Source organism: Streptomyces sp. NPDC049970 (genome assembly GCF_040660235.1).
Taxonomy (GTDB): domain Bacteria; phylum Actinomycetota; class Actinomycetes; order Streptomycetales; family Streptomycetaceae; genus Streptomyces.
This window is the reverse complement of sequence record NZ_JBFALP010000003.1, coordinates 116,671-132,254: the sequence shown is the minus strand read 5'-3', so window position 1 is coordinate 132,254 and position 15,584 is coordinate 116,671. Positions and strand designations below refer to the sequence as shown.

Here is a 15,584-nt window from a genome sequence, read left to right as displayed (position 1 = left end):
GACTTGCAGCAGGAGGACACCCCGCGCTATTACACAAAAGAGTGTGACTAATCAGGCGTGAGCCGGGGCACTTGGTCTCCGCACCCGCGCCCCGGAGGCCCTCCGTGCCGCCGCCCCGACGCCCGTTCCTCGCCGCAGGACTCAGCCGGCCAGCGGTGCTCCGGACTCCACGACCTTGCCCGGGTTGAGGATGCCGTACGGATCCAGGGCCGCCTTCACCGCGCGCTGCATGGCGAGGTTGACCGCGCCCACCTCGCGGTTCATCCCGCCCATCTTCAGCAGGCCCACGCCGTGTTCGCCGGTGACGGTGCCGCCGAAGGAGATCGCCGCGTCGAGGATGTCCTCGAAGGCGAGCTGGGCGCGGGCCCGGGCCGCCTCGTCGCCGGGTTCGGTGATGATGAGCGGGTGGAGGTTGCCGTCGCCCGCGTGCGCGATGTTGGCGATGAGGACGTCGTGCAGGCGGGAGATCTCCTCGATGCGCTCCAGCATCCGCGGCACCCTGGACCGCGGCACGACCACGTCCTCGGTGAGTACCGGGCCCAGCCGCTCCAGCGCCGGGTAGGCGAGCCGGCGGGCCTGGAAGAGGGCGTCCGCCTCCGCCTGGTCGGTGGAGACCTCGGCCCAGGCCGCTCCGGCCTCGGCGAAACAGGCGCGTACCGCCTCGGCCTCGGCGTCACCCGCCGCGCCCGGGGTGTCCACGCGGCCGAGGAGGATCGCGTCCGCGTCCGCGGAGAGCCCCATGTTCTTCCACTCGTCAACGGCCTTCAGGCAGTGGCGGTCGAGGAGTTCGAGGGCGGAGGGCACGATTCCGGCGGCGGTCACCCGGCTCACCGCGTCACCGGCGGCGACTACCGAGTCGAAGAAGCCGGCCACGGTGCGCTCGGCGGGTCGGGCGCCCCGCAGCTTCACCGTGATCTCCGTGATCACGCCGAGGGTGCCCTCGGAGCCGACGAGGAGTCCGCAGAGGTCGTACCCCGCGACGCCCTTCGCGGTCCGCCGGCCCACCCGCACGACCTCCCCGAGCCCGTTGACCGCCTCCAGGCCCAGGACGTAGTCGCGGGTCACCCCGTACTTGACGCAGCACATCCCGCCCGCGTTGGTGGCGGCGTTGCCGCCGATGGTGGACCAGGGGGAGCTCGCCGGGTCCGGCGGGTACCAGAGGCCCTGCTCGGCACACGCGGCGCGCAGATCGTCGTTGACCACGCCCGGCTGGACGACGGCGAGGCGCTCCACCGGGTCGATGCGCAGGATCCGGTTCATGTCCTCGAAGGAGAGGACCACGGCGCCGTCCACCGCGTTGGCCCCGCCCGACAGACCCGTTCCCGCGCCGCGCGGGACGACCGGGATCCGGTGCTCGGCGCAGTACGCGACGACGGCCCGCACCTCGTCGGTGTCCTGGGGCCGCACGACGGCGAGCGGGTGCCCGGCCGGGGCCCACTCCGCCTCGTCGTGCGCGTACCGGCCCAGACTGTCCGGGTCCGTGATGACCCGGCGCGCCGGAATCCCTTCGGCTGCGTTCGGCTTCGGCACGGCCGTCGACCACCTCTCCCGCACATGCGCCCCGCACTCGCCGCGGAGCCGCACCCTCCATCATGGCGCGCCGCCTCCGGTGGCCGAGAACAGCCCCCGCGGGTCCGGGGAATGTCCGGATCGACTCGCACAGTTGCCGGAGATGTTTGGCGGAGCCTCGTGTTCCGGTACAAGCGCTGTACGCACGCACACCCTCTCCCTGCACCGAAGGAGGCGGCCATGTCTTCACCCATGTCCGCGAGCAGCTTCCTCAAGGCCCTGAAGGACGAAGGACTCACCGTCGTCCAGGTGGGCGACTGGCGTACGCACAACCGCAATCACAAGGGCCCGTGGGGGCCGGTGCACGGAGTGATGCTCCACCACACCGTCACCAAGGGCACCGCCCGCACCGTCGAGATCTGCCGTGACGGCTACGCGGGCCTGCCCGGCCCGCTCTGCCACGGAGTGATCGCCAAGGACGGCCGGGTCCACCTGGTCGGCTACGGCCGCGCCAACCACGCCGGTCTCGGTGACGACGACGTCCTGCGCGCAGTCATCGCGGAGAAGCACCTGCCGTCGGACAACGAGTCCAACACGGACGGGAACCGGCACTTCTACGGCTTCGAGTGCGAGAACCTCGGCGACGGCAAGGACCCCTGGCCGGCCGTACAGCTCGAGGCCGTCGAGAAGGCCGCGGCGGCGGTCTGCCGCTTCCACGGCTGGGGCGCGCCCTCGGTCATCGGACACCGGGAGTGGCAGCCCGGCAAGGTCGACCCGCGGGGTTTCTCGCTGACCGGCATGCGCAACCGGATCCACGACCGGCTGAAGTAGGGCGGGACCGGGCGGCACACAATGAAGGCATGCCCGACGAAGCACTCGACCTCTCCCGGCTGCGGCCGGTACTGCCCTCGCCCCTGCAGCCGGTCGAGGACGAGTGCTTCGCCCGGCACGGCGTGACGCTGCTGCTCAAGCGCGACGACCTGATCCACCCGGACCTCCCCGGCAACAAGTGGCGGAAACTGGCCCCCAACCTGCGTGCCGCCGCCGGCCGTACCGTGCTGACCTTCGGCGGCGCGTACTCCAACCACCTGCGCGCCACGGCCGCCGCCGGACGCCTGCTGGGCTTCCCCACCGTCGGCGTCGTACGGGGCGACGAACTGGCCCGGCGCCCGCTGAACCCCTCGCTCGCCCGCTGTGCGGCCGACGGCATGCGGCTGCACTTCGTGGACCGGGCGACGTACCGCGCGAAGACCTCCCCCGACGTCCTGGAAGGCCTGCTGGGCCTCTTCGGGGAGTGCGCGGTGATCCCGGAGGGCGGCAGCAACGCGCTCGCCGCACAGGGCTGCACGGAGCTCGGCCGCGAACTGCGCGGCCGGGGCGGCACGATCGCGGTGGCCTGCGGCACCGGCGGCACCCTGGCGGGACTGGCGGCCGGGCTCGGACCGGGGCAGCGCGCCCTCGGCGTCCCGGTCCTGCGCGGCGGCTTCCTCGACGCGGCGGTGCGCGGCCTCCAGCGGGAGGCGTTCGGCGGCCCCGCCGGCCGGTGGTCGCTGGACGAGCGCTTCCACTTCGGCGGGTACGCGCGGACGCCCCCGGAGCTGCACGCGTTCGCCGACGCGTTCGAGGAACGGCACGGCCTGCCCGTCGAACGACTGTATGTGGCCAAACTCCTGTACGCGCTGACCGTCCTGGCCGGGGAGGGCGCCTTCGCCCCGGGATCCACGGTCACCGCGGTCGTCACCGGCCGCCCGTGACGGGCGCCCGCGGCACGGGCGAGGAGCCGGCGGGGGCCCGCAGCTCCTACCCGCCGTCCGACTCCCGGTAGGCCGCGGCCTCCTCCAGGTCCAGCCTGCGCAGCAGGGCCCGCAGCATCTCGTCGTCGATCCGCCGCTCGTCCCGCAGGCGTACGAACACCTCCCGCTCGGCGTCGATCATCTCCCGCGCCAGCCGGCGGTAGGTGTCGTCCGCCGACTCGCCGGTGACCGGGTTGGCCGTGCCGAGCCGCTCCCACACGGCGTTGCGGCGCCGCTCCATGACGGTGCGCAGCCGCTCGGTGAGCGGACCGGGCAGCGCGTTGACCGGGTCGGCCAGCAGCCCGTCCAGCCGGTCGTCCGCGGCTGCCGACGCCTCGCTCTGGGCCTGCGCCTCCGCCAGCGTCTCGGCCCGTACGTCGCGGCCCGGGAGCTTCAGCACCCGCACCAGGAGGGGCAGGCTGAGCCCCTGGACGACCAGCGTCCCGATGACGGTGGTGAAGGTCAGGAAGAGCACCAGGCTGCGCGCCGGGAAGGCCTCCCCCTCGTGCGTGAGCAGCGGGACGGAGAAGGCGATGGCGAGCGAGACGACGCCCCTCATCCCGGCCCAGCCGACGATCAGCGGCGACGTCCAGGAAAGCGGTCCCTCGCGTTCCCGGACGCGCTTGGAGAGCCAGAGCGGCAGGTAGCTGGCGGGGTACACCCAGACGAACCGCACCACCACGACGGCGACGAACACCAGCACCGCGTACTGCAGCGCCTCGGTCACGCTGTACGCGCCCAGCTCCCTGAGGACGAAGGGAAGCTGGAGCCCGATCAGCGCGAAGACCGCCGACTCCAGGACGAAGGCGACCATCTTCCAGACCGCGGCCTCCTGGAGCCGGGTGGCGAAGTCGACCTGCCAGGAGCGGTGCCCCAGGTAGAGCGCGACCACGACCACGGCGAGCACCCCGGAGGCGTGCACCCGCTCCGCGGCGGCGTACGCCACGAAGGGGATGAGCAGCGACAGGGTGTTCTGCAGGAGGGCCTCCTTGAGGTGGGTGCGCAGCCAGTGCAGCGGGACCATCAGCAGCAGGCCCGTCCCGACACCTCCGACGGAGGCCAGCAGGAACTCGCCGATCCCCTCGCCCCAGCTCATGCCCTGGCCGACCGCGGCCGCGAGGACCACCTTGAAGGCGGTGATGGCCGTCGCGTCGTTCACCAGGGACTCGCCCTGGAGGATCGTCGTGACCCGGGCGGGCAGACCCACGCGGCGGGCGATGGCCGCGGCGGTGACGGCGTCCGGCGGGGCGACCACGGCTCCGAGCACCAGCGCGGCGGTGAGCGGGAGGTCCGGCACGAGCAGGTAGGCCAGCCAGCCCACCGCGAAGGTCGCGAAGAGGACGTACCCCACGGAGAGCAGCGCCACCGGTCTCAGGTTGGCCCGCAGGTCCAGGTACGAACTGTCCACCGCGGCCGTGTACAGCAAGGGCGGCAGCAGCAGCGGCAGCACGATGTGCGCGTCGAGCGTGTAGGCCGGCACCCCCGGCAGGTAGGAGGCCAGCAGGCCCGCGGCGACCAGCAGCAGGGGGGCGGGCACCGGGGTACGCCGCGCGGCCCCCGCGACCACCGCACTGACCGCGACGAGCGCCACCAGCGGCAACGCGTCCATCTCACCGTCCTCGCATCCGACGTAACGTGGCCATCATGAGTGAGTGCCTCCATGTTCTCGAACTGCCGCGCCCCGAGCCCGCCCCGCTCGACGAGACCTGTCCGGAGTGCCTGGCCGCCGGCACCCATCCCGTGCAGCTGCGGCTCTGCCTCGTCTGCGGGCACGTCGGCTGCTGCGACTCCTCGCCCCTGAAGCACGCGACGGCGCACTTCGAGAGGACCGGGCATCCGGTGATGCGCAGCTTCGATTGCGCCGCCAGTTGGCGCTGGTGCTTCGTGGACGGTTCGATCGTCTGACGTCTGGGTACGTCAAACCGGCGTCCGTTCTTCGCAATTGACCGCCGCAGACCTCTAGCCACCGTGAGTACTCGCATGCCTACCATGCGTGACGATGGGTATGAGGTCCCTGCGACACGGCATCATGGGGCGCGACAGCGTCGCCGAACCACAGAACCGACGACGCACCCCACGGCCCCGGGCATTCGCCCCGGAGCCTCGAACGAGTTTGTGCCACCTTGGAGGTGAGGGTGTCCCAGATCGCAGGCGAGCCCGGGAACCAGGACTTCGTTGAGGTCCGGCTGCCCGCTGCGGGTGCCTACCTGTCGGTGCTGCGTACGGCCACGGCCGGTCTCGCAGCCCGCTTGGACTTCACTCTCGACGAGATCGAGGATCTCCGCATCGCGGTCGACGAGGCCTGCGCGATCCTGCTCCAGCAGGCCGTGCCCGGTTCAGTCCTCAGCTGCGTGTTCCGCCTCGTGGACGACTCCCTCGAGGTGACCGTCTCGGCTCCCACCACGGACGGCCGCGCACCCGAGCGCGACACCTTCGCCTGGACGGTGCTCTCCGCACTGGCCGGCAAGGTCGACTCCACGGTCGCGGACGACCGGACGGTCAGCATCAGCCTCTACAAACAGCGCGGCGCGGGACCCGGGCCGGCGTGAGCGACGGGAACGGGGACGGGCCTGTGCGGGACGAGACGATCCGGTCCGGGGCGGTACGGCCGGCAGCGGTGCCGGAGCAGCAGGCCCGGCCGCATCCGGTGGACGGTGCGGACGGCACGGACGGCACGGACGGGGTTCAGGGCCGTCCGGTCGCGGTGGAGCAGTCGCAGGCGGAGCGGGCGGGCCAGATGAGCGAGCACGGGCACCACGATCCACGTGACCGCAGCGCGGCGCGGGCGCTCTTCATCGAACTGCGGGAACTCCCCGACGGCTCGGTGGAGAAGGCCGAGCTCCGCAACCGGCTGGTGCGTATGCACCTGCCGCTCGTGGAGCATCTGGCCCGCAGATTCCGCAACCGGGGCGAACCGCTGGACGACCTGACCCAGGTCGCCACGATCGGTCTGATCAAGTCGGTGGACCGGTTCGACCCGGACCGCGGCGTCGAGTTCTCGACGTACGCCACCCCTACGGTCGTCGGCGAGATCAAGCGCCACTTCCGTGACAAGGGCTGGGCGGTGCGGGTCCCGCGCCGCCTTCAGGAGCTGCGGCTGTCGCTGACCACGGCCACCGCGGAACTCTCCCAGCAGCACGGCCGCTCCCCCACCGTGCACGAGCTGGCGGAGCGCCTGGGCATCTCCGAGGAGGAGGTCCTGGAGGGGCTGGAATCGGCCAATGCCTACAGCACGCTCTCGCTGGACGTCCCGGACACGGACGACGAGTCCCCGGCGGTCGCGGACACACTGGGTTCCGAGGACGAGGCGCTGGAGGGTGTCGAGTACCGGGAGTCGCTGAAGCCGCTGCTGGAGGACCTCCCGCCGCGCGAGAAGCGGATTCTGCTGCTGCGCTTCTTCGGCAACATGACCCAGTCGCAGATCGCGCAGGAGGTCGGCATCTCCCAGATGCACGTCTCCCGCCTTCTGGCCCGGACCCTGGCTCAGCTGCGCGAGCGGCTGCTCGTCGAGGAGTAGGCAGAGGGAGCTCCGGGCCCGGAGTCACGGGCCGGGCAGTACAAGCCGCGCGGCGGCCCCCAGGGGTCGCCGCGTGCGGTTCAGGCCTCGGGCGTCGTCCGCGGACCCCGGATGCCCAGGGCCCGGGTGGTCGCCGGAGCGAGCAGCAGTACGAGCCCGGTCACCGCGACGACGGCGAGCACGATCCCGGCCGGGATCAGCGCCCCCTGCGACCTCAGCAGGGTCCATGCCACGGGCAGCGCCATGAGCTGGGTGATGAGCGCGGGGCCGCGGCTCCAGCTGCGGCGCAGCAGCAGCCCACGGGCGGCGAGGAGCGGGATCAGGCCGAGCGCGATGAGGGTGAGCCCTCCCGTCTCGGCCTGCTGGGGGCTGTCGGGACGACCGAGCAGGCCCATGACCAGCATGTAGATCCCGCCGGCGACGAGCGCGGCGCCTTCGAGCGCGCTGAGCGCGGCGATGAGGGCGATCCGGGCGGGCTTCTCCTCCCGGCCGGCCGGGGGCGGCGAGGAGGGCGTGTTCGGCTGAGTGCTCACGCCCTTCAGGTTGGCATCCCGGACCGCCGAACGCGAAGCCGGGGCCCGGCCGGCCCGGCGGACCTGGGGGCGGCTCCGGCGTGACCGGACAGCACCGATCACGCTCCGTGACCAGGCGTGAGCCCGCCGGAGCGCGACTTCAGGCCGGTACCGCGCGGTAGGTACCCTGGCGTCCATGCGCGCACTCCTCGTGGTCAACCCAGCTGCCACCACTACCAGCGCGCGGACGCGTGACGTACTGATCCACGCCCTGGCGAGCGAGATGAAGATCGAGGCCGTCACCACGGAGTACCGCGGTCACGCCCGGGACCTGGGGCGGCGGGCGGCGGACTCCGGCGACTTCGACCTGGTGGTCGCCCTGGGCGGGGACGGCACGGTCAACGAGGTGGTCAACGGGCTCCTGCACGACGGCCCCGATCCGGAGGGCCTGCCGAGCCTCGCCGTGGTGCCCGGCGGTTCCACCAATGTCTTCGCCCGCGCGCTCGGCATCCCGAACGACGCCGTGGAGGCGACCGGCGCGATCCTGGACGCCCTCGCCGCTCGCAGCGAGCGCACCGTGGGCCTGGGCCTCGCGGCAGGCACCCCCGGCACGGCGGACGAGGCAGTCCCCGGCCGCTGGTTCACCTTCTGCGCGGGGCTGGGGTTCGACGCGGGCGTCATCGGCCGGGTCGAACAGAAACGCGAGCGGGGCAAGCGGTCGACCCATGCCCTGTACGTGCGCCAGGTGCTCCGGCAGTTCCTGGACGAGCCGCACCGGCGCAACGGGCAGATCACCCTCGAGGTCCCCGGCCGGGACCCGGTCACGGACCTCGCGCTGTCGATAATCTGCAACACCGCACCCTGGACCTACCTGGGGAACCGTCCGATATACGCGTCCCCGAAGGCCTCCTTCGACAGCGCCCTGGACATCCTCGGCCTGAAGCGGCTCTCCACCCCCGCCGTGACGCGCTACGCCACTCAGCTGCTCACTTCGAGCCCCGAGAAAGGTCCACACGGCAAGCACGCCGTCTCCATGCATGACCTCACGGACTTCACCTTGCATTCAAAGGCTCCACTGCCCTTCCAGATGGACGGCGACCACCTTGGACTGCGTACGAGCGTGACGTTCACAGGCGTACGCCGTGCACTGCGTGTGATTGTGTGAGTGGAAGGGGCGAAAGTCCTTTGACTCGAACGTTTGGGCTGGCCCCCACCCCTTAGAAGTACGGCTGTGACCTAGTCGACACCGAGGAATCAAAAAAAACTTTCCAGAAGGGGTTGTATCCGTCGCCGAGGTTTGCGAATCTCTACATGGCGATCGGGACGGCCCGCAACACCGGCCTCCCTGAGAGCAAGAACCCCTCCTCAAAACAACAGGGCCACATCCAGTTCTTCTGGACGTCGGACCTTCGTCTGCGGGGGGATTCGTGAAAGCGTTCACATTCACAAGCACCAGCATGTAATACCAAGGAGAGGTAGCAGCCATGGACTGGCGTCACAACGCCGTTTGTCGTGAGGAAGACCCGGAGCTGTTCTTCCCCATCGGCAACACCGGTCCTGCGCTGCTGCAGATCGAGGAAGCCAAGGCCGTCTGCCGTCGCTGCCCCGTCATGGAGCAGTGCCTGCAGTGGGCGCTCGAGTCCGGTCAGGACTCCGGCGTCTGGGGTGGCCTCAGCGAGGACGAGCGCCGCGCGATGAAGCGCCGCGCCGCTCGCAACCGGGCGCGTAACGCCAGCGCCTGACCGACGCCCCCCGCAAGACGAGCCTCAGCCAGGCGGCGCGTACAGAGCGTACGCACAGCCCCGCCTTCGAGTCGCAGCGCGCAGTACCCCCGAAGCGCATCGCACCGTGAGCACCACGCAGTGGGCCCGGACCGTCACCACGGTCCGGGCCCACTGCTGTGCGGTGCCGGCGGCAACAGCCGCGCCGCTACTTGTCGTTCCGGACGGGGATGTCCAGCACCACCTGGGTGCCGCGCACCGGCGCGGGGACCATGCCGAAGGTGCCGCCCAACTCGCCCTCGACGAGTGTCCGCACGATCTGGAGCCCGAGATTTCCGGCCCGCCGGGGATCGAACCCCTCGGGCAGTCCGCGCCCGTCGTCCCTCACCGTGATCAGCAGCCGGCCCGCGGTCGGCGATCCGCCACGCACCGCGGAGACTTCCACCGTGCCGTGCTCGGCGACGGTGAACGCGTGCTCAAGTGCGTTCTGCAGCACCTCGGTGAGCACCATCGAGAGCGGGGTCGCCACCTCGGCGTCGAGAACTCCGAAGCGTCCGGTCCGACGGCAGGTCACCTTCCCGGGCGAGATCTCGGCGACCATCGCGATCACTCGGTCCGCGATCTCGTCGAACTCGACCCGCTCGTCCAGATTCTGGGACAGCGTCTCATGCACGATGGCGATCGAACCGACCCGCCGCACCGCCTCGTCGAGCGCCTCGCGACCCTGCTCCGAATCCATCCGGCGCGCCTGGAGCCGCAACAGGGCGGCCACCGTCTGGAGGTTGTTCTTCACCCGGTGGTGGATCTCCCGGATGGTGGCGTCCTTCGTGATCAGCTCCCGCTCGCGGCGCCGGAGTTCGGTGACGTCACGGAGGAGCACCAGCGAACCGATGCGCACCCCCTTGGGCTTCAGGGGGATGGCCCGGAGCTGGATGACCCCGCCCGCCCCCTCGACCTCGAACTCCCGAGGGGCGTAACCGCTCGCCACCTTGACCAGCGCCTCGTCGACCGGGCCGCGCGAGGGGGCGAGTTCGGCGGTCGTCGCGCCCAGGTGGTGCCCGACGAGGTCGGAGGCCAGGCCGAGCCGGTGGTAGGCGGAGAGGCCGTTCGGGCTGGCGTACTGGACGACGCCGTCGGCGTCGAGCCTGATCAGCCCGTCCCCGACCCGCGGCGAGGCGTCCATGTCGACCTGCTGGCCGGGGAACGGGAAGGACCCGGCTGCGATCATCTGGGCCAGGTCGGAGGCGGACTGGAGATAGGTCAGCTCGAGTCTGGACGGCGTGCGCACGGTGAGCAGATTGGTGTTGCGCGCGATCACCCCGAGGATCCGACCCTCTCTCCGTACGGGGATCGACTCGACCCGGACGGGCACCTCCTCGCGCCACTCCGGATCGCCCTCGCGCACGATGCGGCCCTCGTCCAGGGCCGCGTCCAGCAGGGGCCGTCGGCCCCGCGGCACCAGGTGGCCGACCATGTCGTCCTGGTAGGAGGTGGGGCCGGTGTTGGGCCGCATCTGCGCGACGGACACATAGCGGGTCCCGTCGCGGGTCGGCACCCAGAGGACGAGGTCGGCGAAGGACAGGTCGGAGAGCAGCTGCCACTCCGAGACCAGCAGATGGAGCCACTCGAGGTCGGTGTCACTCAGGGCTGTGTGCTGGCGGACGAGGTCGTTCATGGAGGGCACACCGGCGAGCGTACCCGGGGAGATGACGAGGTTCCGAACCGATACGCCCGCCGATGCGTGACACTGGGAGAGGACGGGTCCGGCCGAAGAATGTCCGCGCCCACCGATGGACACGGTCTATTGGTCTAGTCCACAATGCACGGTGTACGGACGCCACGCACGAGGCGTGATCCGTACGCGAAAGACCTCCGCCCTCCCCGCACAGGGGGGCGGACCGAGGCACCCGGCGCTCTCTGCCCTGACTGCGCCGGTGCCTCGCATGGCCGGAGGCACCGCACACCGCCGGCCAGGAAGCTCCGGGCTGCGGTGCCGGACGGGCTGAGGGTCCCGTCCTGGCGCCGCGGCCCGCGGGTGTTTCCGGGGACGTTCCGCCCGCGGGGCCGGATGTCCGCCGACAGGGCGACAGCCGTCGGCGCAGCCATGGACGGTTCACCTCCGGGTCGCCGCGTTCTGCTAGATTGGTACGAGATTGGTCTATACCACATGACGCCACTCTCCAGATCGGCAGGCAAAGCGTGGAAGTTGTCATCGTCCCGGACGCCACGGCAGGCGGCGAACTCATCGCGGAGGCCGTCGGAGCCCTGCTGAGCCGCAAGCCCGACGCACTTCTCGGCGTTGCCACCGGCTCGACCCCGCTGCCCGTCTACCAGGCCCTGGCGGCGAAGGTCCGCTCAGGCGCCGTGGACGCCTCTCGGGCCCGCATCTGCCAGCTCGACGAGTACGTCGGGCTGCCCGCGGGCCACCCCGAGTCCTACCGCTCGGTCGTGCTGCGCGAGGTCGTCGAGCCGCTCGGCCTGTCCGAGCAGGCCTTCATGGGCCCGGACGGCACCGCCTCGGACGTACAGGCAGCCTGCGAGGCGTACGACAGGGCACTCGGTGAGGCGGGCGGTGTGGACCTCCAGCTGCTCGGCATCGGCACCGACGGGCACATCGGCTTCAACGAGCCGTGCTCCTCGCTCGCCTCGCGTACCCGCATCAAGACGCTGACCGAGCAGACCCGGATCGACAACGCGCGCTTCTTCGGCGACGACATCGACCAGGTCCCCCACCACGTCATCACCCAGGGCATCGGAACCATCCTGGAGTCCCGCCACCCGATCCTGCTGGCCACGGGCGAGGGCAAGGCCGACGCGGTGGCCCTGACGGTCGAGGGCCCGATCGCCTCCGTCGTGCCGGCCTCGGCGCTGCAACTGCACCCGCACGCCACCGTGGTGGTCGACGAGGCCGCCGCGTCCAAGCTGAAGCTGGCGGACTACTTCCGCGCCACGTACGCGGCCAAGCCGCGGTGGCAGGGGCTGTAGGGCTTCCCGTACGCGTGAGGGCCGGGCCACCTGTCGAAGGTGGCCCGGCCCTCACGCGTCGTCCGCCGGGGAGCCGGGGTCCTCCGTTCGGATCCCGCGCGCCCAGCATGGTCAGAAGGAGAGGCCCTGGCCGGCCCTGGCGCCCGTGATCGTCTCCGCCGCCGCGATTCCGCACACCCGTGCGGCGCCGTGCGTGGCGATGTGCAGCGCACCCCTGGGCGGCGCCTCGGGCAGGCCCATCTCGACCACGACGGTGTCCGGGCGCGCCGCCACGAGCGCGTCCAGCGCTTTGCCCATCCACGCGTGCCGGTGGGCGTCGCGGACCACGGCGACGACGGGACGCTCCCCCGCCGCCCTCAGCACCTCGGCCGCCGGGGAGCCGTGCTCGCTGCCGTAGGTGTCCGTCGCGGTGCCCGGCAGTATCCGGGTCAGCTCGGCAGCGACACCCCACGGGGTCTCGTCGCCGACCGCGATGTTCGCGACCGGGGTGAAGGCGGCGACGTACGCCGGTTCGCGCAGCGGCTCGGCGGTGCCCGTGACCGTCAAGGCGCGGCGGGCCGCGATCAGCCCGATGCCGGGCGCGGTCCCCTCCTGCACGTCCGCGCCCGGCCCCGAGGCAGCCCCCCTGGCCCCCTGCGTCCAGGACGCGAGGGCCCGTACACGTGCGGCCGCGTCGGCCAGCCGCTCCTCGGGCAGTTCGCCCGCCCGTACCGCCGCCACGAGTGCGTCGCGCAGCCGCAGCACGGTGTCCTCGTCGGCCAGCCCGCCGCCGACACAGATGGCGTCGGCCCCGGCCGCTATGGCGAGGACGGAACCGCGCTCGATGCCGTACGTTCCGGCGATGGCGTCCATCTCCATGCCGTCGGTGACGATCAGCCCGTCGTAGCCCAGTTCCTGGCGCAGCAGTCCGGTGAGGATCTGCGGACTCAGGGTCGCGGGCCGCGTCGGGTCGAGTGCGGGAAGCAGGATATGGGCACTCATGACGGATCGGGAACCCGCCGCGATGGCCGCCCGGAAGGGGACCAGCTCACGGGCGTGCAGGGTGTCCAGGTCGACGTCGATGCGGGGCAGCGCGTGGTGCGAGTCGACCGCGGTGTCGCCGTGCCCGGGGAAGTGCTTGGTGCAGGCGGCGACACCGGCGGCCTGGAGGCCCTCGACGTACGCGGCGGTGTGCCGGGCGACGAGTCCGGTGTCGGCGCCGAAGGAGCGTACGCCGATGACCGGGTTCCCCGGGTTGGAGTTGACGTCGGCGGAGGGCGCCCAGTTGAGGTTGACCCCGCACTCGGCCAGCCGGCGGCCGAGCTCGCGCGCGACGGCCCGGGTGAGGTCCACGTCGTCCACGGCGCCGAGGGCCAGGTTGCCGGGGAACGACGAGCCGTTGCGGACCTCGAGCCGGGTGACGTCGCCGCCCTCCTCGTCGATCGCGACGAGTACGTCGTCCCGCTCGGCCCGCAGCCGGGAGGTGAGCGCGGCGAGCTGCTCGGGCGACTGGATGTTCCGGCCGAACAGCCCGACGGAGGCCAGGCCTTCGCCGACCCTGCGCAGCAGCCAGTCGGGGGCGCTCGTGCCGGTGAATCCGGGCTGGAGGACGGCGAGCGCGTCGCGTGTGACGGTGTCCGTGGTGGATACGAGGGTGGTCATGGCAGCCGTGTTATCCCTTCACTGCGCCATCGGTCAGACCGCTGACGGCCTTGCGCTGCAGGAAGACGAAGAGGACGAGGATCGGGATCGCGAAGATGGAGGAGGCTGCCATGGTGGCGCCCCAGTCGTCGCCGAACTGGCTCTGGAACTGGGAGAGCCACAGGGGCAGGGTCTGCGCCTCGGACTGCTTGTTGAGCACCAGCACCAGCGGGAACTCGTTCCACGCGGTGATGAAGCCGAACAGCGAGGTGGACATCAGTCCGGGTGCCAGCAGCGGCAGGATCACCTTCACGAAGGCCTGGGGACGGGTGCAGCCGTCGACCATGGCCGACTCCTCCAGCTCCTTGGGCACGGCCGCGACGAAGCCGCGCAGCGTCAGGAGGGTGAAGGGCAGCACCATGACCATGTAGAAGAGCGTCAGCGGGATCAGGCTGTTGAGCATGTCCGCGTCGCGCACGATGAAGTAGATCGCGATGACCATGACTTCCCAGGGTGCCATCTGGGCGACCATGAAGCCGATGACGAATCCGCGCCGGCCCTTGAAGCGCATCCGGGCGAGCGCGAACGACCCGGCGAGTGCCAGGACGAGCGAGAACGACACGGCGAGGACCGTGACCGTGAGCGAGTTCCGGACCATGGTCCAGAAGTTCTCGGCGTCGACGGCGGTCCTGAAGTGGTCGAACGTGAAGTCGGTCGGGAACCAGACCGGGTTCTCGGCGACGATGTCCGGCGTCGGCTTGAAGGCCGTCGCGAACATCCAGTACACCGGGAAGACGAAGCCGATGACGAGCAGGACGGCCGTCGCGTTGGGCCAGATGCGGCTGAACCTGAACGTGGCCGAGCGCTTCACAGCTCGTCCTCCTCTTGCTTGGAGACGATCCTCAGGTAGTACGAGGTGAGGGCCAGCAGGATCAGGATGGTGAGCAGCGCGATGGCCGAGCCCATGCCGTAGTGCTGGTTGCCGATGCCCTCGATGTACGCGTACACGGGGAGGATCTCGGTGAGCCGGTCCGGGCCGCCCTCGTTGATGGCGAAGACCTGGGTGAAGGCCTTGAAGACCCAGATGACCTCGAGGAACGTCGTGGCGAGGAGGAACGGCTTGAGGAACGGCATGGTGACCGAGGTGAAGCTCTTCCAGGGGCCCGCTCCGTCCAGCGACGCGGCCTCGTAGAGCTCCTTGGGGATGGTCGTCGTGGCGGCGTACAGGTTGATCGCGACGAACGGGATCGACTGCCAGACGATCAGCACGGTGATGACGAAGAAGGTGGAGAACTGGCTGCCGGTCCAGTTGAACTCCGCCATGGAGTGGAAGCCGACCTTGTCCAGCACCCAGTTGATGACGCCGAACCGGGAGGCGAAGAGCCACTGGTAGACGGTGGTCGCCGCGATGACGGGCATCGCCCAGGCGAGGACCAGGCCGACGAGCAGGGTGACCCGCATGCGCTTGCCGAGACGGGCGAGCAGCAGGCCGACCAGGGTGCCGAGCAGCATGATCAGGACGACGTTGGTGCCGGCGAAGAGGACGGACCGGCCGGTGACGTTCCAGAAGTCCTCGCTGCCGAGGATCTCCTTGTAGTTGTCGATCCCGTTCCACTCGTCGAGGTGCTGGATCAGCTGCCTCATGTTGAGGTTCTGGAACGAGAGCATGGTGTTCTTGACCACGGGCCAGCCGAGGAACACCAGGGTCACGGCCACCGGGAGGAGCAGCAGCAGGTAAGGGGCGAGCGCGGCCGGTCTGCCGCCTGCCGGGGGTCTGCCGGGTCCGGGGCCGGCACCGGCCCGCTTCGCAACCTCCGTGGGTCCGGAGGGCGGCCGTTCGGTCTGCACGGTCATGCTCGCCATCTCTTTCTCGGCACCATGGGACACACAGCCGGGGGCGGACTCCGTGGTGGAGTCCGGCCCCCGG

Annotated in this window: 15 protein-coding genes; 8 read left to right on the top strand and 7 right to left on the bottom strand. The window is 70.9% G+C overall.

The genetic code is table 11. From position 1 onward, the window contains the following. Nucleotides 1-141: 141 nt before the first annotated feature. Complete coding sequence (locus AB0I83_RS06875; protein ID WP_356841413.1) at nucleotides 142-1,530, bottom strand: FAD-linked oxidase C-terminal domain-containing protein; 1,389 nt, start codon at nucleotides 1,528-1,530, stop codon at nucleotides 142-144. 219 nt (nucleotides 1,531-1,749) lie between these two features. Here AB0I83_RS06875 and AB0I83_RS06870 point away from each other — a divergent pair, with 219 nt between their 5' ends. Then, complete coding sequence (locus AB0I83_RS06870) at nucleotides 1,750-2,340, top strand: N-acetylmuramoyl-L-alanine amidase (RefSeq protein WP_363303864.1); 591 nt, start codon at nucleotides 1,750-1,752, stop codon at nucleotides 2,338-2,340. 29 nt (nucleotides 2,341-2,369) lie between these two features. Next, on the top strand, nucleotides 2,370-3,263 hold the full coding sequence (locus AB0I83_RS06865) for a pyridoxal-phosphate dependent enzyme (RefSeq protein ID WP_363303863.1): 894 nt from the start codon (nucleotides 2,370-2,372) through the stop codon (nucleotides 3,261-3,263). Nucleotides 3,264-3,309: 46 nt separating this feature from the next. Here AB0I83_RS06865 and AB0I83_RS06860 read toward each other — a convergent pair whose 3' ends face one another. Next, nucleotides 3,310-4,911 (bottom strand): Na+/H+ antiporter, encoded by a 1,602-nt coding sequence (locus AB0I83_RS06860; RefSeq protein WP_363303862.1) that lies wholly within the window; start codon nucleotides 4,909-4,911, stop codon nucleotides 3,310-3,312. A gap of 35 nt (nucleotides 4,912-4,946) precedes the next feature. Here AB0I83_RS06860 and AB0I83_RS06855 point away from each other — a divergent pair, with 35 nt between their 5' ends. The 3 genes from AB0I83_RS06855 (at nucleotide 4,947) to AB0I83_RS06845 (ending at nucleotide 6,819) form a co-directional block, all read left to right on the top strand. Then, nucleotides 4,947-5,207: a UBP-type zinc finger domain-containing protein gene (locus AB0I83_RS06855; RefSeq protein ID WP_356534261.1), complete on the top strand. Its 261-nt coding sequence runs from the start codon at nucleotides 4,947-4,949 to the stop codon at nucleotides 5,205-5,207. A 230-nt stretch (nucleotides 5,208-5,437) separates the two neighbouring features. After that, nucleotides 5,438-5,851: an anti-sigma regulatory factor gene (locus AB0I83_RS06850; RefSeq protein ID WP_003966375.1), complete on the top strand. Its 414-nt coding sequence runs from the start codon at nucleotides 5,438-5,440 to the stop codon at nucleotides 5,849-5,851. A 23-nt stretch (nucleotides 5,852-5,874) separates the two neighbouring features. Beyond that, on the top strand, nucleotides 5,875-6,819 hold the full coding sequence (locus tag AB0I83_RS06845; RefSeq protein WP_363304089.1) for an RNA polymerase sigma factor SigF: 945 nt from the start codon (nucleotides 5,875-5,877) through the stop codon (nucleotides 6,817-6,819). A gap of 80 nt (nucleotides 6,820-6,899) precedes the next feature. Here AB0I83_RS06845 and AB0I83_RS06840 read toward each other — a convergent pair whose 3' ends face one another. Beyond that, complete coding sequence (locus AB0I83_RS06840; protein ID WP_356534262.1) at nucleotides 6,900-7,352, bottom strand: hypothetical protein; 453 nt, start codon at nucleotides 7,350-7,352, stop codon at nucleotides 6,900-6,902. 175 nt (nucleotides 7,353-7,527) lie between these two features. Here AB0I83_RS06840 and AB0I83_RS06835 point away from each other — a divergent pair, with 175 nt between their 5' ends. Together AB0I83_RS06835 and AB0I83_RS06830 are read left to right on the top strand one after the other, a co-directional pair. After that, nucleotides 7,528-8,496, top strand: coding sequence for a diacylglycerol kinase family protein (locus tag AB0I83_RS06835; RefSeq protein WP_356534263.1), 969 nt, complete (start codon nucleotides 7,528-7,530; stop codon nucleotides 8,494-8,496). Between the two features lie 319 nt (nucleotides 8,497-8,815). Then, the gene (locus tag AB0I83_RS06830; RefSeq protein WP_003953983.1) at nucleotides 8,816-9,073 is read left to right on the top strand and encodes a WhiB family transcriptional regulator; all 258 of its coding nucleotides are present in this window, start codon (nucleotides 8,816-8,818) and stop codon (nucleotides 9,071-9,073) included. Between the two features lie 187 nt (nucleotides 9,074-9,260). Here AB0I83_RS06830 and AB0I83_RS06825 read toward each other — a convergent pair whose 3' ends face one another. Next, the gene (locus tag AB0I83_RS06825) at nucleotides 9,261-10,727 is read right to left on the bottom strand and encodes a PAS domain-containing sensor histidine kinase (RefSeq protein ID WP_356534320.1); all 1,467 of its coding nucleotides are present in this window, start codon (nucleotides 10,725-10,727) and stop codon (nucleotides 9,261-9,263) included. Nucleotides 10,728-11,251: 524 nt separating this feature from the next. Here AB0I83_RS06825 and nagB point away from each other — a divergent pair. Beyond that, on the top strand, nucleotides 11,252-12,037 hold the full coding sequence (gene nagB / locus AB0I83_RS06820) for a glucosamine-6-phosphate deaminase (protein ID WP_363303860.1): 786 nt from the start codon (nucleotides 11,252-11,254) through the stop codon (nucleotides 12,035-12,037). A 111-nt stretch (nucleotides 12,038-12,148) separates the two neighbouring features. Here the strand turns inward: nagB and AB0I83_RS06815 are convergent, their stop codons facing one another. Genes AB0I83_RS06815 through AB0I83_RS06805 form a run of 3 tightly spaced genes read right to left on the bottom strand, consistent with a single transcriptional unit; the run spans nucleotide 12,149 to nucleotide 15,511 of the window. Next, entirely contained in the window at nucleotides 12,149-13,678 is a 1,530-nt protein-coding gene (locus AB0I83_RS06815) for a glycoside hydrolase family 3 protein (RefSeq protein ID WP_356534267.1), read from the bottom strand. Between the two features lie 10 nt (nucleotides 13,679-13,688). Further along, the gene (locus tag AB0I83_RS06810; RefSeq protein ID WP_356534269.1) at nucleotides 13,689-14,528 is read right to left on the bottom strand and encodes a carbohydrate ABC transporter permease; all 840 of its coding nucleotides are present in this window, start codon (nucleotides 14,526-14,528) and stop codon (nucleotides 13,689-13,691) included. Beyond that, nucleotides 14,525-15,511, bottom strand: a complete 987-nt coding sequence (locus tag AB0I83_RS06805; RefSeq protein ID WP_356534271.1) for a sugar ABC transporter permease — start codon at nucleotides 15,509-15,511, stop codon at nucleotides 14,525-14,527. The genes AB0I83_RS06810 and AB0I83_RS06805 overlap by 4 nt, the downstream gene beginning before the upstream one ends. Between the last annotated feature and the right edge of the window lie 73 nt (nucleotides 15,512-15,584).

What these genes read in the sequence shown, in the direction of transcription:
- AB0I83_RS06805 (WP_356534271.1), bottom strand. Translation starts at nt 15,511, where the DNA reads ATGACCGTGCAGACCGAACGGCCGCCCTCCGGACCCACGGAGGTTGCG.
- AB0I83_RS06860 (WP_363303862.1), bottom strand. Translation starts at nt 4,911, where the DNA reads ATGGACGCGTTGCCGCTGGTGGCGCTCGTCGCGGTCAGTGCGGTGGTC.
- AB0I83_RS06835 (WP_356534263.1), top strand. Translation starts at nt 7,528, where the DNA reads ATGCGCGCACTCCTCGTGGTCAACCCAGCTGCCACCACTACCAGCGCG.
- AB0I83_RS06865 (WP_363303863.1), top strand. Translation starts at nt 2,370, where the DNA reads ATGCCCGACGAAGCACTCGACCTCTCCCGGCTGCGGCCGGTACTGCCC.
- AB0I83_RS06825 (WP_356534320.1), bottom strand. Translation starts at nt 10,727, where the DNA reads ATGAACGACCTCGTCCGCCAGCACACAGCCCTGAGTGACACCGACCTC.
- AB0I83_RS06830 (WP_003953983.1), top strand. Translation starts at nt 8,816, where the DNA reads ATGGACTGGCGTCACAACGCCGTTTGTCGTGAGGAAGACCCGGAGCTG.
- AB0I83_RS06855 (WP_356534261.1), top strand. Translation starts at nt 4,947, where the DNA reads ATGAGTGAGTGCCTCCATGTTCTCGAACTGCCGCGCCCCGAGCCCGCC.
- AB0I83_RS06870 (WP_363303864.1), top strand. Translation starts at nt 1,750, where the DNA reads ATGTCTTCACCCATGTCCGCGAGCAGCTTCCTCAAGGCCCTGAAGGAC.
- AB0I83_RS06815 (WP_356534267.1), bottom strand. Translation starts at nt 13,678, where the DNA reads ATGACCACCCTCGTATCCACCACGGACACCGTCACACGCGACGCGCTC.